The following is a 22,694-nucleotide window of genomic DNA, read 5'->3' on the forward strand; positions in this document are numbered from 1 at the left end:
ACTTCTCGTGACTGTCACGGCTCGGTCACGGCCGCATGGCGCAATGCGCATATCGAAACCTGATACGCGAGCCCATGACCTTCCACTCGACCGTCACGCAGGCAATCGAAGCGTCTTCCGCTTATCGTTTTCGGAGCGCCGATCGGCGCGGCGCGACGCATGAAGCCGCCCTGCCGCTGCCGGCGAACCCGGGCGTCGACGACGACAGCGAATCCTCCAGCGCGCCTCAACGCTATCGCGCGATCTGGCTGTCGGACATCCATTTGGGCTCTGGCGGCTGCCAGGCGCCCTATCTGCTCGATTTTCTGCGCCACAACGAGTCGGAGTATCTGTATCTCGTCGGCGACATCATCGATGGCTGGCAACTGAAGAAAGGCTGGTTCTGGCCGCAGGCGCACAACGACGTCATTCAGAAAATCCTGCGCAAGGCGCGCAAGGGCACGCAAGTCGTCTATATCCCCGGCAATCACGACGAAGCCGCGCGCCAGTACTGCGATCTCGCGTTCGGCGACATCCACGTGCGCGGCGAAGCCTTCCATACGACGCTCGCGGGCAAGCGTCTTTGGATCGTGCACGGCGATCTCTTCGACGGCGTGATCCAGCATGCGAAATGGCTCGCCTATCTCGGCGACACCGCCTACACGATGATCCTGCTGCTCAACCGCTGGTTCAATCGCGTACGCACGAAGCTCGGCTTCGACTACTGGTCGCTCTCGCAGTATCTCAAGCATCAGGTCAAAAACGCGGTCAACTTCATTTCGCAGTTCGAACGGGTCATGACCGACGAAGCCCGCCGCCGCGGCTGCGATGGCGTGGTGTGCGGGCATATCCACAAGGCCGAGATACGCGATATCGACGGCATTCTCTATTGCAACGACGGCGACTGGGTGGAGAGCCTCTCCGCGCTCGTCGAGACCCAAGACGGCGAACTGAAGATCGTCTACTGGACCGTCATGCACTCCCCGGAAGCGCAACCGAACCGCGTGCGCGCCACCGTCTGAACCGCATCCTCACCCGAGCCGAAATCCGATGAAAATCATGATCGTCACCGATGCATGGGAGCCGCAGGTCAATGGCGTCGTGCGCACGCTTACGCAGACGAGCCGCGAACTCACGGGCCTCGGGCATCGCGTGGAATTGCTCACGCCGCTCGAGTTCAAAACCATTCCGTGTCCGACTTATCCTGAGATTCGCCTATCATTAATGCCGGGCCGGCACGTGGCGAAGCGTATCGACGAATTCGCGCCGGACGCGCTGCATATCGCGACCGAAGGCCCGCTCGGCATGTCGGCGCGTGCCTATGCGCTGCGTCACAAACTGCCGTTCACGACCGCTTATCACACGCGTTTTCCCGAGTACGTGAAAGCGCGCTTCGGCATTCCGCTCGCCATGACTTATCGGTTTCTGCACTGGTTTCATCGGCATTCGCAGGCGGTGATGGCGCCTACTCCGGTCGTCAAGCACGACCTGGAACAGTACGGCTTCACCAACGTTGTGCTGTGGACGCGTGGCGTCGATCTGGACATCTTTCATCCGATGGACTCGAAGGTGCTCAACACCGCGCGGCCCATCTTTCTGTACGTCGGGCGCGTGGCCGTGGAAAAGAACGTGGAAGCGTTTCTGAAGCTCGATCTGCCCGGCTCGAAGTGGGTCGCGGGCGAAGGACCGGCGCTCGCGGAACTGAAGTCGCGCTATACGAACGTCAACTATCTCGGCGTGCTTTCGCAGACGGAACTGGCGAAGGTCTACGCCGCCGCCGATGTCTTCGTGTTCCCGAGCCGCACCGATACCTTCGGCCTCGTGCTGCTCGAAGCGATGGCCTGCGGCACGCCGGTCGCCGCGTATCCGGTTACGGGTCCAATCGATGTACTAGGTGAACACGGTCCCGGCGCGCTCCATGAAGATCTGCACGAAGCCTGTCTGCAAGCGCTCAAGATCGAACGCGCCGATGCCCGCGCGTGGGCCGAGCGTTTCTCGTGGCGCGCGGCCTCCGAGCAGTTCGCCTCGCATTTGCGCCAGGTCGAACCACGCGCGCCGAGCATCGACCGGGCGGCCGCATGACGCGAAAGAGGCTCGCCGAGCAACGCGCCGAAGCTCACGCCCGTGCGGCGCCTCGTCCGCTCGAGTCCAAGCGCGATGGCGACGTCGAAGCCAATGAGGAAAACGAACCGCTAGGTCCCGACGATCCGCTCGCGCCGCTGCCCTTCAACCCGTATAAAGGCAATCGCGGCTTCACGCGCGCCTGGCACGCGATGAAGAACTCGCTCAACGGTTTTCGCGTCGCCATTCGCGAGGAAAGCGCGTTTCGTCAGGAGCTCACGCTCGCCGCGATCCTTCTGCCATGCAGTCTTTTCGTGCCGGTGGCGCCCGTCGAGCGCGCGGCGCTGATCGCATCCGTGCTGCTCGTGCTGATCGTCGAATTGCTCAATTCGAGCGTGGAAGCGGCTATCGACCGCATCTCGCTCGAACGTCACGAACTCTCGAAGCGCGCGAAGGATTTCGGCAGCGCGGCCGTGATGGTCGCGCTCGGCGTTTGCCTCGTTACGTGGGCGTTGATTCTCTGGCCGGTCGTGTCGAATTGGCTCGCTCGTATCCCATAAAAGATGAATGTCACCTGAAACGCAGCACTGTCGCGCCGAACGACCGGTTTATAATCGTCCGACATTCTCAAAAATAGCAACGGAAACCGGTCGCGCGAACGTTTTGGAGTTTCGAGCGCCGCCACCGGAAGCCAAGGTCGGACGACATGGAAGCCAAACCTCCCCGCCGTACCCGCGAACGGATTCTCGAGCTGTCGCTGAAGTTGTTCAACGATATCGGCGAGCCGAACGTCACCACCACGACGATCGCCGAAGAAATGGAAATTAGTCCAGGTAATCTGTACTACCATTTCCGGAACAAAGACGACATCATCAACAGCATCTTCGCGCAATTCGAGCAGCAGATTCAGAAGCGCCTGAAGTTCCCGGACGATCATCGTCCGACCATAGATGAAATGTGGTCGTACTTACAGTACATGGCCGATTTCCTGTGGGCGTATCGCTTTCTCTATCGCGATCTGAACGATCTGCTCGCGCGCAATCGCACGCTCGAAACGCACTTCAAGCAGATCATCACGCACAAGGTGCGCTTTGCCAGCCAGCTATGCGAAGCGCTCGTCGCCGATCAGGAAATGGTCGCGACGCCTGCGGAGATCGAAGTCATCGCGACCAACATGGGCGTGATCTCGACCTACTGGCTTTCGTACCAGTACGTCATGAACCCGCGCAAGTACAACGATCAGGAAGCGATCCGCACGGAGTTGCATCAGGCGAGTCTGCATATCATTTCGATCATGGCGCCGTATCTTCGCGGACGATCGCGCCAGCTCTTCGACGACCTCGTGTCCGGTAAACTGCCGAAGCGCCAGTACGCCGACTTCCTGCCGCCGCGCGAGGAAGCGCCGTCGGGCGCGCCGAAGAACGTAACACCGAAGGATTCCCGATAATGAAGGCTGTTTGTGTCTATTGCGGCTCCGCCAGCGGAGCCCGCCCTGTGTATGCCGAAGCGGCCAAGGCGTTCGGCCGCGCGCTCGTCGAGGCCGACCTCTCGCTCGTGTATGGCGGCGGCCGCGTCGGTTTGATGGGCCTGATCGCCGATGAAGTGCTCGCCGCCGGCGGACGCGCAATCGGCGTCATTCCAGAGTTGCTGCTTGCGAAGGAAGTGGGCCATACGGACCTCACGGAACTGATCGTCGTGCCCGACATGCACGAGCGCAAGAAGCGCATGGCCGATCTCGCGGACGCGTTCGTCGCGATGCCCGGCGGTGTCGGCACTTTCGAGGAATTTTTCGAAGTGTTCACGTGGGCGCAGCTTGGTTATCATCAGAAGCCTGTTGGCCTGCTGGACGTGAACGGCTATTACGACCCGCTCATGGCCATGTTGCGCCATACCGTCGACGAAGGCTTCATGCGCGAGCAGTATCTAGAGCTCATACAGATTGCGCGCGAGCCCGGCGAGATGATCACGAAGCTGCAGCACTACACGCCCCGCACGCTCGACAAGTGGAACGAAAAGCGCGACGCGGTTTGATCCATCCCTAACGGTCGACACGATGTCCAAAGTCATCCTGATTACGGGCGCGAGCCGCGGCATCGGCCGCTCGGCAGCGCTGCTCGCGGGCGCGCGCGGCTGGTCGGTCGGCGTGAACTATGCGAATAACGCCAGTGCCGCCGATGAAACCGTCGCCGCGGTGCAAGCCGCTGGCGGCAAGGCGATCGCCATTCAGGGCGACGTGTGCGACGAGGCGGCGATCATCGCGATGTTCGATGCCACCGAGAAGGCGTTCGGCAAGCTCGATGGCGTGGTGAACAACGCGGGCATCGTCGCGCCCGGCTCCATGCTCGCGGACATGGATATCGAGCGCATGAAACGCATTTTCGATACCAATGTGCTCGGCGCGTTTCTTTGCGCTCGTGAAGCGGCGCGGCGGCTTTCCACTTCGCGTGGTGGCAAGGGCGGGTCGCTCGTGAATGTTTCTTCGGCGGCCGCCAGATTGGGCGGCCCGGGGGAGTATGTCGATTATGCGGCTTCCAAAGGGGCTATCGATACACTCACCATCGGGCTTTCCAAAGAGCTCGGGCGCGAAGGGGTGAGGGTCAATGCCATTCGGCCCGGTCTCATCGAGACCGAGATTCACGCTAGTGGTGGTAAGCCCGATCGGGCTCAGGTGCTGGGTGGGCAGACGCCTATCGGGCGCGCCGGGTCCGCCGATGAAGTCGGCGAGGCTATCGTCTGGCTGCTCTCCGATGCCGCTTCTTATGTCACCGGGGCTTTGATCGATGTCGCCGGTGGGCGGTGAGGTGCTTTCTTTTTTTCTTTTGCTGCGTTTTGTTCAGTAGCCGCCTCCCCGGCGGAGGGGTAACTTTCTTTGCTGCTGCAAAGAAAGTTACCAAAGAAAGCAGCTTAGGAACCGGCTCCTGAAGCACAGCTGGTTCCCCGCTATTTACCACAAACCCTTTGAGCACTTCCCCTTTCTCACGCTCGTAGTCGTTCGCAGCTCATGATTCTCTTCGAACGCTTGCCCTGCAATGGGCCGTTGTCTGCGAATTTTTTTGTCACCTCTCCGCAGTTGATGACCTTCTTTGCGGCCCGCTGATCGAAGCCTTGTCTTTGCGCAGTTCTACTCGAGCACTCACATTGACTACCGGTCTTAGTGCTCTTCGGATCTCCTAGCCACGCCTTTCTGACTCGCTGCGCGCCATCATCGGGTTCGCCTCCCTCTAAAAGCCGCCGCGGGTCGTCAGCCACGTTTCTTCTTCCTTCGTCGTCGGCCTGCCCAAAATTCGGTTGCGATGCGGAAAGCGCCCGAATCGTTCGATGACTTCCGCATGCTTCATCGCCGATTCATGGAAGCTCGTCACGCCCTCTTCTTGCTCTAATTTCCCAAACAATTCAACCGCGCGAAGCTGGCTCTCCATCGTCTCGTCATGCTCGAATGGCATATACGCAAACGCACGATGGTATGCATCGGCCAAGCGCAAATCATCGCCGGAATCGACCAGCGCTTTCGCCAACGCCAACGCACGCTCGTCGCCCGCAAACGCGCGCGGCGTATGCCGATAACAATTGCGCGAAAACTGGTCGAGCAGCACGATCAGCGCAAGCGCACCCGAAGGCGTGCGCTCCCATTCACGCAAACCGCCCGACAGCGCTTCTTCGAGCACCGCGCCGAAGCGCTCGCTGATCTGCGCATCGAAGGCAGGCTTCTTTTTCCACCACAGCTTGCGTTCCGTCCCGGCCTCAGGCGAGCCGACCGCGCCGAACCAGAATTCGAGTATCGCGCTCGCGCGCGGATCGAGTGCTTCCGCTCGCGCGTTCAAACCAGCTCCAGCACCAGTCGCCGCGTGCGCGCGCTCTTCTTCTCCAGCTTTGCAATCCGCAAGCCGCCGATCTCGCCCGTATTACGCACATGTGTGCCGCCGCATGGCTGCAAATCCACGTTTTCGATGCGCAAAAGGCGCACGCGGCCAAGGCCCATCGGTGGCTTTACGCTCATCGTGCGGACGAGTTCAGGGCGCGCGGTCATCTCGTCGTCGGTGATCCATTCGGTATTCACGTCGTGCGCGCCGCCGATCAGTTCCGCCAGACGCGCTTCCACGCGCTCACGTTCGATAGGCTCGACCGTCGCGAAGTCGAGGCGCGCATAGTCTCTCGTGATGCTGCATCCATCCACCGGATACGGCAGTACCGCGCACATCAAATGACTCGCCGTATGCAGCCGCATATGCCGATACCGCCGCTCCCAGTCGATCTCCGCGCTCACTCTGTCGCCAACCTTCAAAAGCGAAAGCGCTTCTTCCTGGCCGGGCGCGGGCACATGCACGGCGTCGTCGGGCGTGGCGCCTTCGAACTTCGCCTTGCGCGTGTCGGCAATGACGATCTTCGTGCCGTCGGCAAGCGTCAGCGTGCCCGCATCGCCGGCCTGGCCGCCGCCGAGCGGATAAAACACGGTTTGATCGAGGTGGATGCCCATTTCGTCGATAGCCGTGACGCTCGCCTCGCACTGTGTGCGATAAGCGTCCTCGCGAAAGAGTGCGCGTGTGCTCATGTCTTGTCCTTGCAATGTTTCGTGGGGCGGCAAAAAGCCGTTCCGCAGATCATGCCGCACGCGCCGCTGCCTTGGACCGATACAAAAGCGCGCGAATCAGCCGGGCCGGTTGCGCATCCAGTCGGCGGTATCGAAGAAAGAGGTGAGAAGGCGCTCGCGCAAAGGCTCGTCGAGGCCGATGTCCTGCATCGCCCACGCCATGCAGCGCAACCATTGATCGCGCTCGGCCGTTGCAATGGCGAACGGCATATGCCGCGCCCGCAAACGCGGATGGCCGAAGCGGCTGATGTAGTGATCCGGTCCGCCCATCCAGCCGCACAGGAACCAGAAGGTCTTGTCGCGGGAGTTGTCGAGTGTCGGCGGATGCAGCGCGCGCAAGCCCGCGAATTCAGGTTCGAGGTCCATCAGATCGTAAAAGCGATCGACCATCGCGCGCAGACGTTCCTCGCCGCCGATCAGTTCGAACGGCGTGGGCTTTTGGACTTCATCGTCGGAAGGTTGGGAATTGACTTCGCTCATTGCTTTTGGACAACAGAAAACTCAGGCGTCGCGCAGCGATTGCAAGGCCGGACGCGCCAGCACGCGCCGCAGGCTCATCCAGCCGCCGAGCGCCGCGCAAGCAACGCCCGCGACGATGCCAACCGGCACGAGCCACGGGTTGAACTCGATATGAAACTCGAACACGCGCGATGCAAGCACGTAACCGATGCCCTGCGCACCGAGCGCCGCCATCAGGCCGGACAACGCGCCGACCGCGACGAACTCGGCGACCTGCACCGAACGAATCTGCCGATGCGATGCGCCCAAAGCCCGCAACAGTGCCGACTCGCGCATGCGTTCGTCGCGCGTGCCGGCAAGCGCCGCGTAGAGCACCAGCACGCCGGCCGCGAGCGTGAAGATGAACAGGAACTGCACCGCGCCGATCACCTGGTCGAGCGTGCGCTGAATCTGCGCGAGGATCGGCGCGGTATCGATGGCGGTCACGTTCGGATAGGCGGCGACGAGGCCGTCGATGGTGCGCGCCTGTTCCGGCGGCAGATGAAAACTCGTGATGAACGTCGCGGGAAGGTCGGCCAGCGTCTCGGGCGGCATCAGCACGAAAAAGTTGACCTTGAACGAATTCCAGTCGACCTTGCGCACGCTCGTCACCGGCGCCTCGACCGGCATGCCGGCGACATCGAAACGCAGCGTGTCGCCCATCTTCACGCGAATGGTCTTCGCGATGCCCTCTTCTATCGACACCGCCGGCTGCGCGTTCTTGCCGAACCACGTGCCCTGCGTCACGCGGTTATCGCCCGGCAATTCGGTGGTGTAAGAAAGATTGAATTCGCGATCGACGAGCCGTTTTGCATCCGGCTTGTCGTAGCTGTCCGGATTTACCGCCTTGCCATTGATGGCGACGAGACGCGCGCGCACCATCGGCGAGAGCGTGGCATCGGGTTGGCCATGCCCATGCAGATACGCGAGCACGCCTTCGCGCTGATCCGGCTGGATGTCGATGAGAAACTCGTTGGGCGCATCCGGCGGCGTGGCGGCGCGCCAGCCCTTGATGAGGTCGTCGCGCGTCATCGCTATCAGCAACAAACACATGAGGCCGATGCCAAGCGCCGTGATCTGCAACGCGCTCGCGCCGCTGCGCCGTTCGAGCGACGCCAGCGCATAACGCCAGCCCACGCCCGCGCGGCTCTTTTCCCGCCGCACGAAGCGCGCCGCCGCCCACAACGCCGCGCGCGCGATCACGCCGAAGATCAGGAGGCCGGCCGCGAATCCGCCCGCGACGATGCCGCCGAGCTTCAACTCGCCCGCCGCGACGATGAGCAACGCCGCGAACAGCACGACGCCGACGCCGTAGGCCGCATAAGCGACGCGCTTTGCATCGCCGAGTTCACGGCGGATCACATGCACAGGCGGCACGCGCGTGAGCGGCAAAAGCGGCGGCAGGGCGAATCCGAGCAGCAGCACGAGGCCCATCGCGGTGCCTTGCAGCGCGGGCCAGACGGAGGGCTGCGGCAAATCGACATCGACGAGCGAGCCCAGCCAGTTCAGCAGCACGAGATGGCCGCCGAAACCGAGCACGACGCCAAGCGCGCTGCCGATCACGCCGATCGCCAGGAATTCGTTCAGAAACAACGCGCGCAGCGTGCGCTGACTGACGCCCAGGCAACGCATGGTGGCGCAGCCGTCGAGATGCCGCCGCGCAAAACGATGCGCGGCCATGGCGATGGCTACCGCCGCGAGCATCGCCGTCAGCAGCGAAACGAGCGTGAGAAAGTGGCTCGCGCGATCGATGGTCTGCCGCACTTGCGGCTGCCCGTCCGACAGCGATTCGAGTCCGACGCCGCGCAATTTGCCGCCGTCGGTCTTATCGCGGGCGAATTGCGCGAAGCGCTCGATCTGCGCATCCGGTCCCGCGACCAGCAAGCGGTAAGTCACGCGGCTGCCGTAGCCGAGCAATCCCGTGGCGGCGATTTCATCGGCGCGCATCATGAGGCGCGGCGAGAAGTTGACGAAGGAAAAGCCGCGATCCATCTCGCGCGTGATGATGCCCACCACCTTGAACGTAAGCGTGCCGACCTTCACCGTGCCGCCGGGCTGCGTTTTCAGCGCATCGAGCAGGGACGCATCGACCCAGACTGTGCCGGGCGCGGGAATGCCGTTGACGGGCGCGTCGGGCTTGCCGGGCGCCGACGCGATACGCAGCGCGCCACGCAGCGGATAACCTTGCGTCACGCCCTTGATCGCCGCGAGCCGCGAGGCGGGCTGCGCCGCGGTCGAGCTGATCATGCTCGGGAAGATCGTGGTCCCGGCGGTTTCGAGGCCGAGCGACCTGGCTTGGTCGGTGAACATCGCATCGACGGGATGATCCGAGCGCACGACGAAGTCCGCCGCGATCATCTGACGGCCGTCGCGCACGAGCCCTTGACGCATGCGGTCGGAGAGAAAACCGACGCTCGACAGCGCCGCCACCGCCAGCACCAGCGCGAGCAGCAGCATGGTGAGTTCGCCCGCGCGCCAGTCGCGCGCGGTCATGCGCCACGCCTGACGCGCGGTCTGCAGAAAATCGAGCCGGACAGGAGGATGCGTGCGGTCGGCTTTGAGCGCGGCCTTGGAGGGAGTGGAGTCGTTGCGCGCCGCGGTGCTCAATCGTGCTTGCTCCGCAGGCTCGTGATCGACGTTTGCGGCGTGCCGCTGCCGGGCAGCATGTGCTTGGCCATGCGCGATATTCCGCCGTGCACGCCGCGCACGAGGCGCGGCAGCGCCCAACCGGCGATGACCAGGAACGCAATCAGCATGACGAGGAACAGCACCGGCACGAAGAGCGCGAGCGTGATGCCGAGCAGCACGCCGATGTCTTCCGTCGCGGATGCCGCCCAGTTCGACACCGGTTCGGGCGAGAGATTGATCAGCGCGCGCGTGCCCGCCTTGGCGAAATGCGAGGCGCCGGCAAGCGTTCCGCCCGCCAGCGCCGCGATGGTGAGCATGGCCGGATCGGCATGACCGAGCGTGCCGGCGGCAAGCACGGCGCCCGCCGGAATGCGGATGAACGTGTGAATGGCGTCCCACAGCGAATCGAGCGCGGGAATCTTGTCGGCGAGAAATTCGACGACGGCGAGCACCGCCGCCACGCCGATCACCCACGGCGAACCGAGCACCGCGAGCGAATCAGGAAGATGGATGAGACCGATGCGTTCAAACAGACCCGCGATGAAGACCGTGAGATACAGGCGCAACCCGCTCGCCCATGACAGGCCCGCAGCGAGCGAAAGTGACTCAAGCATTGCCGCCTCCTTGGTGCGCCAGCAACCCGGCCAACCGTGTGCGCCGGTCTGAACGTCGCTTCTTTCCAGCCCGGATGCCGGAAGAAGCCGCCCATATCAACGAGGATATCGAAAAAAGCCTCGTGACGCAGGCGGAAAGATAAAACGGTGCGGCTCGCCGAGTGATGTTATCTGCAATCGGAGATTGCTGAAAATCGGAAATGCCTTCAGACCATTATATCCATGCAAAAGGAAGCGGTGCAGCAAGGCATCCGGCGAATGCCGCCCGAAGTGCGCTGCCGCTCGCACCGGCGACCATTGCGGTGGCGCCGGTGCAACAGCGCGTCAATGCCCGGACGAGAGCTTGAGTCCGACAAGCCCCGCGACGATCAGCGCCGCGCTGCCGATACGCGCCGCCGTCAACGCCTCGCCCAGAAACACGATGCCGAAAATAAACGCGCCGACCGCGCCGATTCCCGTCCAAACAGCGTAAGCGGTGCCGAGCGGCAACTGGCGCATGGCCATGGCAAGCAAGACGAAGCTGCCGATGGCCGTCACCAGCGTGAACACCGACGGCCAAAGCCGCGTAAAGCCTTCCGATGACTTGAGCCCGGCGGCCCATGCCACTTCGAGCAAACCGGCGATAAAAAGAAGAATCCAGGACATGAGGTGACTTCCTCGAAGGAACGGGGCCGTCCCCGGTAACAAGAAGCGCGCGCGGTCGTCCACGCGGCGAAAGCAGACCGTAATTATACCGATTTGGTGCAGCAAGGCTTTTCGCTCCTCGTGCCGAGCGATGTAAAACCGTGTATTAATGGAGCGCGCGCCACCAGTGTGCGACCGTGCACCCTTCGCCCCGCCCTTTACAGAAACACAAAAGGAGCGCTCATGGATGTCGATTCGGTCCTGCTTTCACGTTTCCAGTTCGCCTGGGTCGTCGCGTTCCACATACTGCTGCCCGCGTTCACGGTCGGCCTGTCGTGCTTCATCGCGACGCTCGAATTCAACTGGTGGATCACCAAGCGCGATGTCTACCGGCGCCTGTCCGCGTTCTGGCTGAAAATTTTCGCGGTGTCGTTCGGCATGGGCGTGGTGTCGGGCATCGTCATGCCGTTTCAGTTCGGCACCAACTGGAGCCGTTTCTCCGATGCCACCGCCAATGTCGTCGGCCCGCTGATGGGCTACGAAGTGCTGACGGCGTTCTTCCTCGAATCGGCGTTTCTCGGCGTGCTCCTGTTCGGACGCAAGCTCGTGCCGCAATGGGCGCACGTCATGTCCGCGATTTTCGTCGCGGCGGGCACGGTCATCTCGTCGTTCTGGATTCTCGCCGTCAATAGCTGGATGCAGACGCCGCAAGGGCATCGCATGTTGCCGGACGGCCGCTTCGAAGTGGTGAGCTTCTTCGACGTGATCTTCACGCCGTCGTTTCCGTACCGGCTTGGGCATACGGTGAGCGCGTTCCTCGTCACGACGGGCTTCGTCATTCTCGGCGTCGGCGCCATGTATCTGCGGCAAAAACGCGCTGTCGAGGAAAGTCGCGTGATGCTCAAGATGTCGCTGATCTTTCTTATCATCATGGTGCCGATCCAGATGGTGATCGGCGATTCGCACGGTCTGAACACGCTCAAATATCAGCCCGCCAAGCTCGCGGCGATGGAAGGTCTGTGGGAAACCGGCTCGCGCGTGCCCGCGAATCTCTTCTCCATTCCCGACGAAAAGGAAGAGCGCAACCGCTTCGAGATTTCGATTCCCGTGCTCGGCAGCCTTTACCTCACGCACGATCCGAACGGAGTCGTGCGCGGGCTGAAGGACTTTCCGCGCGAAGACCGCCCGCCTGTCGCCGTGGTGTTTTTCGCCTTTCACATCATGGTCGGGATCGCGCTTCTGATGTTCGCGCTCGTGCTGTCGGGCATCGTGCTGTTCGCGCGCGGCAAGCTGGAACAAAGCACGCGCTGGCTGCGTTGCGCGACGTTCGCCATGCCGCTCGGCTTCATCGCGGTGATCGCGGGCTGGACCACCACCGAAGCGGGCCGTCAGCCGTGGACGGTGTATGGCATCCTGCGCACGCGCGATTCCGTCACGCCCTCGCTCACCACCGCCGACGTCGGCCTGTCCTGGGCGCTCTACATGCTGGCTTATCTCGTGATCTTCGGCGCGGGCTTCGTGCTGTTGCGGCGGCTCGTGCGCATCGGCCCGACCGACGCGTCGCGTGACCATGAGAACGAATCGCTCGATACGAAGACGCGCGCGGCGCGGCCGCTGTCGGCGGTATCCGCGGTCACGGCAGGCGGCGACGGCGGCGCGCGCACGGCGAATCGCGACGACGTCGTCCCGCCGCATCGCCCATAACAAGTCAACAGGAGACCGCGATGCTCGATTTCATGCCTTTGTGGGCCGCCATCCTCGCGCTGGCCGTGTTCATGTACGTGCTGCTCGACGGCTTCGATCTGGGCGTCGGCATGCTGTTCCTGCTGCGCCGCGATCCCGACGAACGCAACTTGATGATCCACTCCGTCGCGCCGGTGTGGGACTTCAACGAAACCTGGCTGATCCTCGGCGGCGGCGGCTTGTTCGCGGTGTTCCCGCTGGCCTTCGCGATCATCGTGCCGGCGGTCTACTTTCCGATTCTCTTCATGCTGCTCGGGCTGATCTTTCGCGGCGTCGCGTTCGAATTCCGCGAGGTCGAGGGCGCGCGCCGATGGCTGTGGGATGGCGCGTTCGGCTACGGCTCGCTCGTCGCGACCTTCGCGCAAGGCACGGTGCTCGGCATGTTCATCCAGGGCTTTCCGATCCACGGCCGGCAGTACGCCGGCACGAGCTGGAACTGGGTGGCGCCGTTTCCGCTACTCGTCGGCGTCGGGCTGATCTTCGGCTATGCGTTGCAGGGCTCGACCTGGCTCGTGCTCAAGACCGAAGGCGAGTTGCAAGCGTGGGGTCGCAAGATGGCGCGTCATGCGCTGCTCGGCGTGATCGCGTTCATCTTGCTGATCAGCCTGTGGACACCGCTGAAAGATGCGCGCATTGCGGCGCGCTGGTTCGGCTTTCCGCAGAGCTTAGCGTTCACGCCCGTGCCGGTGTTGACCGCGCTCCTTGCGTGGACGTTGTGGTCGAGCTTGCAAAAAGGCCGCGAAGTGCTGCCCTTTTTGTGCTCCGTGGGCCTCTTCTTCCTCGCGTTCACCGGGCTCGTGATCAGCCTGTGGCCGTTCATTGCGCCGCCTTCGGTGACGCTGTGGGACGCATCGGCCGCACCGTTATCGCATCAGTTTCTGCTGATCGGCACGATGTTCTTGCTGCCTGTCATCATCATCTACGTGATCTGGTCTTACTGGGTGTTTCGCGGCAAGGTGCGCGGCGATCTCGGCTATCACACGCAATAGCCGCTTGGTCATGACTAAAGCTTCTGGCGCGTGGCGAGCGTGAGGATGCGCGTCCACTTGCGAGCATCGGCCGGATCGCTGATGGGCAGACGCCATTCGGGATGTTTCGAATCCGCGACGGTGAGGACGACCGCGTTGCCCTGCTCCTCGCGCGCGCCGCGCAGATCGGCAAAGATATAGCTGCCCGTCGCTTCGCCCACGCGCACTTCCAGGAGCCGCTTGCCCGCGGCGAGCCGCAAGCCGCCCCAGTCGCGTTTGAGTTCGTGAGTCCAGTCGCCGCCAGCCGAGCGCGGAATGTTCGCCGCGACTTCACGGCGCCGCGCGAGCCAGTAAGCGACGCCCGCCGCGATTGCCGCGGCCGCCACCACCGCCACGCCGACTGCGACAGCAAGCCCGAAGTGCGCGTGCAGCGCGTTGAACGACCAGACCGCGCCATAGATGAGCGCGACGAGAACCGCGAGGGCGACAACGATCGGCATCTGACTTCACACCTTGTTCTTTGAACGACGAATACGGGACGACAAGCTCATTGCGCCTTGTGTTTCGCGTTCCAGTCACGCAAGGCCTGCAAGGTATTCGCGACATGCTGATCCGGCGAAAGGCTCGTGTATTCGTAGATCACCTTGCCGTCCGGCGCGATCACGTAGGACACGCGATTGGCCATCGAACTCTTCATGGGCAGCGAAGCGTCATAGGAGCGGATGATCTTCGAGTCTTCATCCGCCGCGACCGGGAACTTGCTGCGGCACTCGCTCACGGAAAACTTCTTGAGCGTGTCGATGTTGTCGTGCGACACGCCGATCACGGTGGCGCCCTGCGCCTTGTATTGATCGACCGCCTCGGCGAATTCGTGCGCTTCGATCGTGCAGCCCTTGGTGAACGCCGCCGGATAGAAGTACAGGACGACGGGGCCTTTCTTGAGCGCGTCGGCAAGCGAATACTGATACACATCGCCGCCAAGCGATGCCTGGGCGACGAACGACGGCGCGGCGTCGCCCGGTTTGAGCGTGGCGCTCGCGGCAGTCGAATACACCACGGCCACGCAAGCCGCGGTTGCGGCGGCCAGGCCGACGACGGTCGCCAGAATCTTTTTCTTCATATGCACTCCGCTTGAGGGCAGCAAAAATGTCGCGAGACGAGCGGCAAGCGCCTCAGCCTTGCGCCTCGTCCTGATCCAGCCGGCTCTCGGTGAACCACGCCGCCGCTTCGACCTGCATTTGCGAGAGCGTGGCGGGCGTGAGTTCCGCGAGCGCGGGATCGGCCAGCCGGCTTGCATCGATCGCGGCGGCATCGCCCTGTTCGGCCGCTTTCGCGATGGCCAGCAGCGCACCGAGCGCGCCCTCGCCTTCGAGGATCGCCGAGCGGATCTCCGCCGTGAGGTGAAGCTTATCGACAATTTCTTCCGGCTGCATGCCGAGCACGACATGCACGAGCGAAAAGATGCCCGTCATGAAGGCGGCATCGGCAAAAGGCTCGTCATCCGGGCGCAGCACGCCGGCCGCGAGTTCCATGAAGCGCGCGCGCGTGCCGACGAGTTGGAGGAGCGGGTCCGAGCGCCACGGCAGACCGCTGCCGTCCGCATAGAGCAGCAGTTGGGTCCAGCGCATCAACTGACGTGTGCCTGTCGACGCGATGGCCTCGCGCAACGACGACAAGCGCCGTCCGCGCGCATGCGCGCTGGAATTGGCCAGACGCAGCAGTTGCACGACGATGTCCGGATTGCGCTTGAGTTCGGTCTCGAGCTCGCGCAAGGCCGGGTCGCCGCCGAGCACGGCGAGCAACCGCAGCAGCGCACCGCGCGCCGGACTCGCGCGCCTTGCCGAGAGCACTTGCGGCCGCGCGAAGAAATAGCCCTGAAAGAAGTCGAAGCCCAGGCGCTTGGCTTCCTTGAAGTCGTCGAGCGTCTCGACCTTCTCGGCGACCAGCAACTTGCCGCGCGTCTTGAGCGTCGTGGCGAGTTTCGGCAAGTGCGCGCGGTCGGTGGACAGAAGATCGATCTTGACGATATCCACGGATGGCAGCGCGGCAAGGAGCGCGTCGTCCAGACGGATGACATCGTCGAGAGCCAGGCGAAAGCCTGCGTTACGCAACTGGCCGCAGCGCCGGAAGATGGACTCGTCGAACTCGATGCTCTCCAGCAATTCGAGCACGAAGCGCTCGGGCTGCATGATGTGGACGATGTCGTCGAAGAGCAATTCGCGGCTCATGTTGACGTAGCCGGGATGGTCGCCCAGCACGGCCGACACGCCGATCTCGCCGACCGTGCGCGCCACCACGTGCGCGGTGGCCTGCACGTCGTCCGCTATGCGGGCGCGATTGTCGGGGCTGTCGCGAAACAGCAATTCGTAGGCAGCCAGCGCGCCGTCGCCGTCGAGAATGGGTTGACGGCCGACATAGACACTGTGTTCGCGCCGGGAGGGCGCGGGCTTTAGCGGGGAATCGGCCATGACGGGAAGCTCGGAAGTGCCCAGCACGCTGCCTCGCAAACGAGGCAGGCCGGCAATCTATGGTGGGTCATGGGATTGAACAACTCAAGCGAATTTTCCGGTCGACGGTCAACGGTCTTGCAAGCGGACATCGCCGCCGGCACTGCAGGTGCCATCGAAGGTGCCATCGAAGGTGGCATGATACGCAAGTTTTGTACGACAAATAACCTCGACGCGTTAGGCCATACAGCGCGGCACCGTCGCTCCAGCTAAAGAAACCGTCCCATGGGCCGATAACTCGCCTGATAGAGCGTGTCGCGCGTGTGCCGGCACGTACCCGACGAGAGCGTCCGCAAGACGTTTTCGAGCGCCGCAGTGTCCCCTCGCCGTTGCTTATTCGGCCGCGGAACACCGGCGCCACGCACCACTCGACCACAACATGCAAGCGAATCGGATCACCGCCTCCCGCCGCGCACCGTGGCGCATCGTTCGCGATGCGCTCGGCCGCGCATGGCGAAGCGCCGTGGCGAGCCGCCGCGAAGCCGTGAGCGCCGCGCCCGGCGTCGCCGCTGTGCAAGCGCAGGCACAAGAGCCGGTACAGCCGGAAGCACAAGCGCAAGCACGCGCGCCCGCTTCTTCGAGCGCAGTCGCGGCGCACGGCTTCGACAAGGATCAGTCGGTGCTCATGCTGGCGCTCGGCGCGGTCGATTTCCTCGCGCAACTCGACGATGCCCTGCGCTTCCGGCAGGTGTCGGACGCGAGCATCGAGTTCATCGGGTATCACCGTGACTATCTAAGCATGCTGACGCTGCACGACCTCGTGCCGTCCGAGGAAGCCGACGAACTGCACGCGCTCATTGCTCGCGCGCGAGCGAGCGGCAAGCTCGAATCGGCGACGCTCAACGTGGTGAAGTCGTTGACCATTCCGATCTGCGTCGAGCTGCGGCTCATGTCCACCGCCGCGCTCGGCACGCCGGGCTTCGCGCTCGCCGCGTTCGATGTATCGCACTGGCGCGAGCGTGAGGATTCGCTGCAACACGCGCTGCATCACGATGCGCTCACCGGACTCGACAACGCCGCCGCGCTCGATACCGCCATGAGCGCGGCGCAAGCCGAAGCCGAACTCACGCGCACGCAGGCGGCGCTGCTCGTGCTCGATATCGACGATTATCAGCGGATCAACCGCGCGCTCGGTTACGACACCGGCGACGACATGCTGCGCGAGACGGCGCGGCGCATTCAGCACACCGTCGCGCCGGGCGAGCGCGTGGCGCGCATTGCGAGCGACGAGTTCGCCGTGCTGCTGCCCGCCGGCACCACGCTCGAAGCCGCCGAAAGCCACGGCAAGCGTCTGCTCAACGCGATTGCGCAGCCGTATCGGCATCGCGGGCAGCATACGCATTTGTCGGCGAGCGTGGGTATTGCGATGTACCCGGATCACGCCGCGCTCGCGGACAAGCCCGTCGAGCGCAACGGCAAGCACGGCGTTCAGGCGAGCCTGTTGCGCATGGCCGATCACGCGCTCGCGCAGGCGAAGGCCGCGGGCGGCAACACGCTCGTGTTCCACGCACCCGACGACGACCCCGCCGACGCCGAACGCCTCAAGCTGGAAGCCGAGCTATACGAAGCGGTGCGCAACGGCGAATTCTCGCTGTACTTCCAGCCGATCACGAAGATCCGCACGGGCGCGGTGGTCGGCGTGGAAGCGCTGATGCGCTGGAATCATCCGCTGCACGGGCTCGTGCCGCCGACGGTGTTCATTCCGCTCGCGGAGTCCATCGGTCTCATCAACTATCTGGGCAACTGGGTGTTGAAGGCGGCGTGCATGCAGCTCGCGCAGTGGGACGCCATCGGCATCCGGCTGGATTACGTGGCGATCAACGTGTCGCCGCAGCAGTTCCGGGACAAGCGTTTTGCCTCGGCGGTCAAGGAAGCGCTGGCGCTGACGGGCATCGACGCGCGCCGCATCGTGCTCGAAATCACCGAGAGCGTGCTGATGCGCGATCCCGAGGAAGCGACTTGCCTGCTTGAAGCGCTGACTTCGGTGGGCATTCGCTTCGCCGTCGACGACTTCGGCACCGGCTATTCGAGCCTCGCCTATCTGCAGCGGTTTCCCTTGTCGAAGCTCAAGATCGACCGGAGCTTTGTCGAGAACCTGATTACGTCGCGCAACAATCGTGCGATCGTGAGCGCCGTGGTCGGGCTCGCACAATCGCTCGGGCTGGAACTCGTCGCCGAGGGCGTCGAAACCGAGGAGCAGCGCGACCTGCTCGCCGAGATGGGCTGCGACCATATTCAAGGCTGGCTGATCAGCCGCGCGCTGCCGTCCGACGAGCTGGCGTCGTCGTTCCAGTCGCATTCGCTGGTGCTGCACGAGACATTATGAGAGAAGGCGTGTTCGTGTTCTAATCGAACGACACGTCATGAGAAAGAAGGCTGCGAGGGCCGATTGGAATCGATCCTCGCGCAACGAAGGGTTCTTATCACGGATGGCAGTCAAGGCCGAAATTATGGACAAGCTGTGGGCGCGCATGAGCGAGCGCGGGGATTTCCCCATGCTGTCTCAGGCGCTGCGCACGACCGTGTCCGCGATGAGCGATAACGACCTCGACTTCACGTCCCTCGTGCAAGTGGTGCTGTCGGACTTCGGCCTCACGCAGAAGGTGCTGCGTCTCGCCAATTCCGCGATGTACGTGGCCTTCGGCGGCAACATCACCACCGTCACGCGCGCGCTGATGGTGCTCGGCATGGACGCCGTCGGGCATCTCGTGGTCGGGCTCAAACTCGTCGATCACTTTCATCACAGCGCGCCACGCCGTATCGACGCCAAGCTGGAACTCAATCGCACCTTGCTCTCCGGCGCGGTCGCGCGGCAGATCACCGAGCGCACGGATCTGCGTTCGGCGGAAGAAGCCGTGGTCTGCACGCTGATGCGGCAGATCGGCAAGCTGCTCGTCGCGTTCTATCTCGAACACGAGTGGGATCAGTTGCGGCGCAAGGCGGCGGCGGACAACATCAGCGACAGTCACGCGTGCGCCGCGCTGCTCGGCGTGACCTTCGACGAAATCGGCATGGAAGCGGCCGACCGCTGGCGCCTGCCCGAGACGATCCGCGCCGGCATGCAGGCGAGCGACCCTGAAGCGCCGCCCGACGAAAACGTGCCGAAGCACGTGCGCTGGCTGCAGGCCGTCACCAACTATTCGACCGAAGTCGCCGACGCGCTCACCGCGCAGCATGTCGAAGCGAGCGGCCGCGAGTCCTTGCTCGTCGATATCGCCAATCGCTATAGCGACGCGCTCAGCACCGACGCCGCGACGCTCGCCTCGATGAGCCTCGCGCTTGCCAGCGAAGAAGGCGGCGACTCGGTCATGCGGGAGATCAGCGAACTGCAGGCCAATGCGGATGCCATCGCGCGGGCGGGAATATCGGCGGAAGCGCGCATTGGCGCGAGCCTCGAAGACTTGCGCTCGTTGCCATCGAAGAATGCGCTCGCGCCCGTGCTTGCGCTTGCCTCCGAAGCCGTGCTCGCGGGGCTCGGCTTGTCGCGCGCGGTGGTATTCGTGCGCCAGGCCGACAACGAGTTCCAAGCGCGGCTGGGACTTGGCGCCGGCGTCGAAGCGATCCTGCCCGAGCTGCACTTTTCCGCCGACTTCAAGCCCGACGTGTTCCATCTGGCGATCACGAATCCGGTGGGCATCTTTATCGAGAACGCGCACGATCCGCGTATCGACGCACGCTTGCCGCGCTGGTACAAGGAGACGCTCGGCGAGGCGCAGGCGTTCGTGCTGCTGCCGGTGAAGTCGGATGCATCGACGGTCGCGCTCGTCTACGGCGACTGGACGCATCCGCAACACGTGCGCAAGATCGCGCCATCGGAAATGAGCGCGCTGAACGAACTCACGCGCGAACTCAGCCGCTTCTTTTCCAGCGCGAACTGGAAAGAAGTCGAGCTGATCTGATTCCTCCTTCCTATTCGCGCTTCAGAATAGCCACGACCTGCTCGCCATATGGGACGAGATAGCCGCCGTTGGCGCGCTGCCAGGCGAGCGCGTCGGCTTCGTTGGCGAACCAGTTGCGCTCGAAGTCGTTGAACGCACCGGCATCGAGCCGGTATCGGTCGATGCGCGCGGCGGGTTCTGTGTCGATATCGTTCTTGCAGGCGTCCCAGCTTGAATAACCGAGTTCGTTGGCGAGCATGGCGAGCACGTGCTTGAGTTGCAGCGCGTCGCGCTTCGCGTGGAGATCGGTGAGGCGCGAGGCGCGCGTGATGTCGGCGGATTGCAGCCGTCGCAACACGGGCAGCGCGGCGCTCGAATCGCCATCGCGCGCCTGACGCAAGAGCCGCCGCGCGTGTTCGCGCAGATAGTCGCTATTCGAAGCGGGAGGGGAAATTGGACAGGATGTGGACCACATGACGTTGTTCCTTTGTTTGCGCCGTTCTCGCGTGCGGCTGAAAAGGTTCGACGTTGCGGTTCGTGACTTGGGCGCGTTGACTGCGCTTTGGACTGCAAGGCGTGGCAGGTGTGGATGACTTTCGCGAGAATGGGCGCCCTGCCGGCGCCCGAGTTCGCGGATTTTAGCTTGAGGTTGCGGCTTTGAGCAAGCGCGAAGAGTACGCGTACTCAACGATTGCGCTTGCCGTGCAAATCGGGTCGAGGGGCTTCTTCACCGTCACCCGACGCCACGCGAATCAGGCAAGTTGGAACTTCCCGACCAGCGCATTCAACCCCTTCGCCTGATCGTCGAGCGATTGCGCCGCCGCGGCCGCCTCTTCCACCAGCGCCGCGTTCTGCTGCGTGCCCGCATCCATCTGCGCGACGGCGTGGCTGATCAGTTCGATGCCCGTCTTTTGTTCCGCCGATGCCGCCGAAATCTCGCCCATGATGTCGGTCACGCGCCGCACCGCGCGCACGACTTCTTCCATCGTCGCGCCCGCTTCCTGCGCGAACGACGAGCCGTCCGACACGCGCGCCACCGATGTATCGATCAGGCTCTTGATCTCCTTCGCCGCCGCCGACGAACGCTGTGCAAGACTGCGCACCTCGCCCGCCACGACCGCGAAACCGCGCCCTTCCTCGCCCGCGCGCGCCGCTTCGACCGCTGCGTTCAACGCCAGAATGTTGGTCTGAAACGCGATGCCCTCGATCACGCCGATGATGTCGCCAATACTTTTCGCGCTCGCATCGATGCGCTGCATGGTTTCGACCACGCGGCTCACTACCGCGCCGCCCTTCTCCGCGATCGCCGACGCGTTGTTGGCAAGCGTGCTCGCCTGCATCGCGTTATCGGCGTTCTGGCGCACGGTCGACGTGAGTTGCTCCATGCTCGAAGCGGTCTTCTCGAGCGCCACCGCCTGTTCCTCGGTGCGGCGCGACAAGTCGACATTGCCCGTTGAAATCTCGCTCGATGCCGACGCGATAGCCTGCGCGCTCACCGCGATCTCGCCGACCGTCGACGACAGGCCCGCCTGCATCTCCGACAAAGCCGCCAGCATGCTCGCGTCATCGCGACGCGCAAGCACGATGCGATTGGCCAGATCGCCCGAGGCGATGCGCCGCGCGATATCCATCGCGTAAGCCGGCTCGCCGCCGAGTTGTTTCGCGAGCCGCCGCACGACCCATTCGCTCACGGCGATAGCCAGCCCGAGCAGCGCGAGCGTCAGCACGGAAACCATCACGAACGAAGAATGAAAGATGAACGCGGCGGCATCGATGGTCGCCTTTGCGGCCGCGCCGCGCCGCGCGACGAGTTCATCGACCATCTTTTCGAGCTTGCCGGTCTCGACCAGCAGCGATATGTCCTGCGTGCCGACTTGCCAGTTCATCTGCGAAAGATCGAGCGGCTGCTCCTTCACGAGTTTCACGAAGCCGCGCACGTTGCCACTCCACGCGGCGAGCGCCGTGTCGAAACGCTTTTGCTGCGCGAGTGCGTCCTGGTCCGCGTGATCGACGTATTGCGCGAGTTGTACCTGTTCCTTGCCGATGGCCGCGAGCGCCTCCTCGATCTGCGCGCCGAGATCGTCGCGCTCTTTGGCGGTCGTCGCGGTGAGCAGCATCTTTTGGGAGCGGCTCGCGCGCAGCAGATAGCCACGCGTTTCTTCCGCCGCGCGGCTCGCGACGACGCCCTGCGTGTAAATGGATTCGGTCGCGCCGTTCAGACGGCTGATCTGCATCAGCGATATCGCGCCGATGGCAAGCGTTCCTGCAAGCACGAGTCCGAAGGCAAGACGCAGCGTCGCCTTGACGCTCAACCCTCGCCTGGCGGAATCGGCCGCGCGTGGATGGTTGCTGGCGGCGTCCGGCAGGAAGGCCGCGTCGCTCGTTGCGCGTACGCCGCGTAGCGAGAACAGTTTCATGGTAGATCCCCGAAGTGTTTGCTGGACGGCCGCGTCTATCGCGCGGCACGTCTGTATCGCTGGTCTACGGCAAACATTTGGCTTTCTTTAATCCGTTTGTGTACGGACGTTCGTCTCTCGCGTGGCCGCCGAGATCACGCCGACGATGTCCGATTCGCGACGAACCTTGGCAGGACAACGACTCGCGGA

General features: G+C 63.5%; 21 protein-coding genes. 10 read left to right on the plus strand and 11 right to left on the minus strand.

From position 1 onward, the window contains the following. Nucleotides 1-74 precede the first annotated feature (74 nt). The 6 genes from QCE79_RS09315 (at nt 75) to QCE79_RS09340 (ending at nt 4,840) form a co-directional block, all read left to right on the plus strand. Complete coding sequence (locus QCE79_RS09315) at nt 75-1,001, plus strand: UDP-2,3-diacylglucosamine diphosphatase (protein ID WP_404989288.1); 927 nt, start codon at nt 75-77, stop codon at nt 999-1,001. Nucleotides 1,002-1,029: 28 nt separating this feature from the next. Continuing rightward, nucleotides 1,030-2,061 carry a glycosyltransferase family 1 protein gene (locus QCE79_RS09320; RefSeq protein ID WP_309843613.1) on the plus strand — a complete coding sequence of 344 codons (1,032 nt, stop codon included), beginning with the start codon at nt 1,030-1,032 and terminating at the stop codon, nt 2,059-2,061. Continuing rightward, complete coding sequence (locus QCE79_RS09325; protein ID WP_309843615.1) at nt 2,058-2,600, plus strand: diacylglycerol kinase; 543 nt, start codon at nt 2,058-2,060, stop codon at nt 2,598-2,600. The genes QCE79_RS09320 and QCE79_RS09325 overlap by 4 nt, the downstream gene beginning before the upstream one ends. Nucleotides 2,601-2,746: 146 nt before the next feature. Next, complete coding sequence (locus QCE79_RS09330) at nt 2,747-3,487, plus strand: TetR/AcrR family transcriptional regulator (RefSeq protein ID WP_250465198.1); 741 nt, start codon at nt 2,747-2,749, stop codon at nt 3,485-3,487. Further along, nucleotides 3,487-4,071: a TIGR00730 family Rossman fold protein gene (locus tag QCE79_RS09335; protein ID WP_250465199.1), complete on the plus strand. Its 585-nt coding sequence runs from the start codon at nt 3,487-3,489 to the stop codon at nt 4,069-4,071. Before QCE79_RS09330 ends, QCE79_RS09335 begins: the two co-directional genes overlap by 1 nt. A 22-nt stretch (nt 4,072-4,093) precedes the next feature. Next, nucleotides 4,094-4,840: an SDR family oxidoreductase gene (locus QCE79_RS09340; protein ID WP_309843618.1), complete on the plus strand. Its 747-nt coding sequence runs from the start codon at nt 4,094-4,096 to the stop codon at nt 4,838-4,840. A 421-nt stretch (nt 4,841-5,261) separates the two neighbouring features. On the opposite strand, the gene QCE79_RS09345 is transcribed toward QCE79_RS09340, so the two are convergent. From QCE79_RS09345 to sugE, 6 genes are all read right to left on the minus strand, one after another. Beyond that, a complete protein-coding gene (locus tag QCE79_RS09345; RefSeq protein ID WP_309843621.1) occupies nt 5,262-5,861 on the minus strand; it encodes a DUF924 family protein in 600 nt (199 codons plus the stop codon). Then, a complete protein-coding gene (locus tag QCE79_RS09350; protein WP_244825647.1) occupies nt 5,858-6,589 on the minus strand; it encodes an alanyl-tRNA editing protein in 732 nt (243 codons plus the stop codon). Before QCE79_RS09350 ends, QCE79_RS09345 begins: the two co-directional genes overlap by 4 nt. A gap of 96 nt (nt 6,590-6,685) precedes the next feature. Then, a complete protein-coding gene (locus QCE79_RS09355; RefSeq protein ID WP_244825648.1) occupies nt 6,686-7,108 on the minus strand; it encodes a group II truncated hemoglobin in 423 nt (140 codons plus the stop codon). A gap of 21 nt (nt 7,109-7,129) precedes the next feature. Beyond that, nucleotides 7,130-9,619: an FtsX-like permease family protein gene (locus QCE79_RS09360; RefSeq protein WP_309845272.1), complete on the minus strand. Its 2,490-nt coding sequence runs from the start codon at nt 9,617-9,619 to the stop codon at nt 7,130-7,132. Between the two features lie 110 nt (nt 9,620-9,729). After that, nucleotides 9,730-10,368, minus strand: a complete 639-nt coding sequence (locus tag QCE79_RS09365) for a DUF4126 domain-containing protein (protein ID WP_309843624.1) — start codon at nt 10,366-10,368, stop codon at nt 9,730-9,732. A gap of 324 nt (nt 10,369-10,692) precedes the next feature. After that, nucleotides 10,693-11,013, minus strand: a complete 321-nt coding sequence (gene sugE, locus QCE79_RS09370) for a quaternary ammonium compound efflux SMR transporter SugE (protein ID WP_309843626.1) — start codon at nt 11,011-11,013, stop codon at nt 10,693-10,695. A 222-nt stretch (nt 11,014-11,235) separates the two neighbouring features. Between sugE and QCE79_RS09375 the strand changes: the two genes are divergently transcribed. After that, nucleotides 11,236-12,696 carry a cytochrome ubiquinol oxidase subunit I gene (locus tag QCE79_RS09375; protein ID WP_250465204.1) on the plus strand — a complete coding sequence of 487 codons (1,461 nt, stop codon included), beginning with the start codon at nt 11,236-11,238 and terminating at the stop codon, nt 12,694-12,696. A gap of 20 nt (nt 12,697-12,716) precedes the next feature. Beyond that, nucleotides 12,717-13,724, plus strand: a complete 1,008-nt coding sequence (gene cydB, locus QCE79_RS09380) for a cytochrome d ubiquinol oxidase subunit II (RefSeq protein ID WP_309843630.1) — start codon at nt 12,717-12,719, stop codon at nt 13,722-13,724. Nucleotides 13,725-13,738: 14 nt separating this feature from the next. On the opposite strand, the gene QCE79_RS09385 is transcribed toward cydB, so the two are convergent. From QCE79_RS09385 to QCE79_RS09395, 3 genes are read right to left on the minus strand one after another with little or no spacing between them, the layout of a single operon-like run. After that, entirely contained in the window at nt 13,739-14,203 is a 465-nt protein-coding gene (locus QCE79_RS09385; protein WP_244825655.1) for a hypothetical protein, read from the minus strand. A 47-nt stretch (nt 14,204-14,250) separates the two neighbouring features. After that, entirely contained in the window at nt 14,251-14,823 is a 573-nt protein-coding gene (locus QCE79_RS09390) for a peroxiredoxin (protein WP_244825656.1), read from the minus strand. Nucleotides 14,824-14,875: 52 nt separating this feature from the next. Further along, on the minus strand, nt 14,876-16,171 hold the full coding sequence (locus QCE79_RS09395) for an EAL domain-containing protein (RefSeq protein ID WP_309843634.1): 1,296 nt from the start codon (nt 16,169-16,171) through the stop codon (nt 14,876-14,878). Nucleotides 16,172-16,589: 418 nt separating this feature from the next. Here QCE79_RS09395 and QCE79_RS09400 point away from each other — a divergent pair, with 418 nt between their 5' ends. Then, the gene (locus QCE79_RS09400) at nt 16,590-18,536 is read left to right on the plus strand and encodes a bifunctional diguanylate cyclase/phosphodiesterase (RefSeq protein WP_284509341.1); all 1,947 of its coding nucleotides are present in this window, start codon (nt 16,590-16,592) and stop codon (nt 18,534-18,536) included. 103 nt (nt 18,537-18,639) lie between these two features. Then, nucleotides 18,640-20,109, plus strand: coding sequence for an HDOD domain-containing protein (locus QCE79_RS09405; protein ID WP_309843636.1), 1,470 nt, complete (start codon nt 18,640-18,642; stop codon nt 20,107-20,109). A gap of 10 nt (nt 20,110-20,119) precedes the next feature. On the opposite strand, the gene QCE79_RS09410 is transcribed toward QCE79_RS09405, so the two are convergent. Together QCE79_RS09410 and QCE79_RS09415 are read right to left on the minus strand one after the other, a co-directional pair. Next, nucleotides 20,120-20,563, minus strand: a complete 444-nt coding sequence (locus tag QCE79_RS09410; RefSeq protein ID WP_250509255.1) for a hypothetical protein — start codon at nt 20,561-20,563, stop codon at nt 20,120-20,122. A 277-nt stretch (nt 20,564-20,840) separates the two neighbouring features. Continuing rightward, nucleotides 20,841-22,505: a methyl-accepting chemotaxis protein gene (locus QCE79_RS09415; protein WP_309843641.1), complete on the minus strand. Its 1,665-nt coding sequence runs from the start codon at nt 22,503-22,505 to the stop codon at nt 20,841-20,843. Nucleotides 22,506-22,694 lie beyond the last annotated feature (189 nt).

Origin of the sequence: Caballeronia sp. LZ003 (assembly GCF_031451465.1) — a bacterium.
In the GTDB taxonomy this organism is placed as follows: Bacteria; Pseudomonadota; Gammaproteobacteria; order Burkholderiales; family Burkholderiaceae; genus Caballeronia.

Bases quoted from the DNA above. Each gene is read 5' to 3' on its own strand.
- QCE79_RS09315 (WP_404989288.1), top strand. From the start codon at position 75: ATGACCTTCCACTCGACCGTCACGCAGGCAATCGAAGCGTCTTCCGCT.
- QCE79_RS09320 (WP_309843613.1), top strand. From the start codon at position 1,030: ATGAAAATCATGATCGTCACCGATGCATGGGAGCCGCAGGTCAATGGC.
- QCE79_RS09325 (WP_309843615.1), top strand. From the start codon at position 2,058: ATGACGCGAAAGAGGCTCGCCGAGCAACGCGCCGAAGCTCACGCCCGT.
- QCE79_RS09330 (WP_250465198.1), top strand. From the start codon at position 2,747: ATGGAAGCCAAACCTCCCCGCCGTACCCGCGAACGGATTCTCGAGCTG.
- QCE79_RS09335 (WP_250465199.1), top strand. From the start codon at position 3,487: ATGAAGGCTGTTTGTGTCTATTGCGGCTCCGCCAGCGGAGCCCGCCCT.
- QCE79_RS09340 (WP_309843618.1), top strand. From the start codon at position 4,094: ATGTCCAAAGTCATCCTGATTACGGGCGCGAGCCGCGGCATCGGCCGC.
- QCE79_RS09350 (WP_244825647.1), bottom strand. From the start codon at position 6,589: ATGAGCACACGCGCACTCTTTCGCGAGGACGCTTATCGCACACAGTGC.
- QCE79_RS09355 (WP_244825648.1), bottom strand. From the start codon at position 7,108: ATGAGCGAAGTCAATTCCCAACCTTCCGACGATGAAGTCCAAAAGCCC.
- QCE79_RS09360 (WP_309845272.1), bottom strand. From the start codon at position 9,619: ATGACCGCGCGCGACTGGCGCGCGGGCGAACTCACCATGCTGCTGCTC.
- QCE79_RS09365 (WP_309843624.1), bottom strand. From the start codon at position 10,368: ATGCTTGAGTCACTTTCGCTCGCTGCGGGCCTGTCATGGGCGAGCGGG.
- sugE (WP_309843626.1), bottom strand. From the start codon at position 11,013: ATGTCCTGGATTCTTCTTTTTATCGCCGGTTTGCTCGAAGTGGCATGG.
- QCE79_RS09375 (WP_250465204.1), top strand. From the start codon at position 11,236: ATGGATGTCGATTCGGTCCTGCTTTCACGTTTCCAGTTCGCCTGGGTC.
- cydB (WP_309843630.1), top strand. From the start codon at position 12,717: ATGCTCGATTTCATGCCTTTGTGGGCCGCCATCCTCGCGCTGGCCGTG.
- QCE79_RS09385 (WP_244825655.1), bottom strand. From the start codon at position 14,203: ATGCCGATCGTTGTCGCCCTCGCGGTTCTCGTCGCGCTCATCTATGGC.
- QCE79_RS09390 (WP_244825656.1), bottom strand. From the start codon at position 14,823: ATGAAGAAAAAGATTCTGGCGACCGTCGTCGGCCTGGCCGCCGCAACC.
- QCE79_RS09395 (WP_309843634.1), bottom strand. From the start codon at position 16,171: ATGGCCGATTCCCCGCTAAAGCCCGCGCCCTCCCGGCGCGAACACAGT.
- QCE79_RS09400 (WP_284509341.1), top strand. From the start codon at position 16,590: ATGCAAGCGAATCGGATCACCGCCTCCCGCCGCGCACCGTGGCGCATC.
- QCE79_RS09405 (WP_309843636.1), top strand. From the start codon at position 18,640: ATGGCAGTCAAGGCCGAAATTATGGACAAGCTGTGGGCGCGCATGAGC.
- QCE79_RS09410 (WP_250509255.1), bottom strand. From the start codon at position 20,563: ATGTGGTCCACATCCTGTCCAATTTCCCCTCCCGCTTCGAATAGCGAC.
- QCE79_RS09415 (WP_309843641.1), bottom strand. From the start codon at position 22,505: ATGAAACTGTTCTCGCTACGCGGCGTACGCGCAACGAGCGACGCGGCC.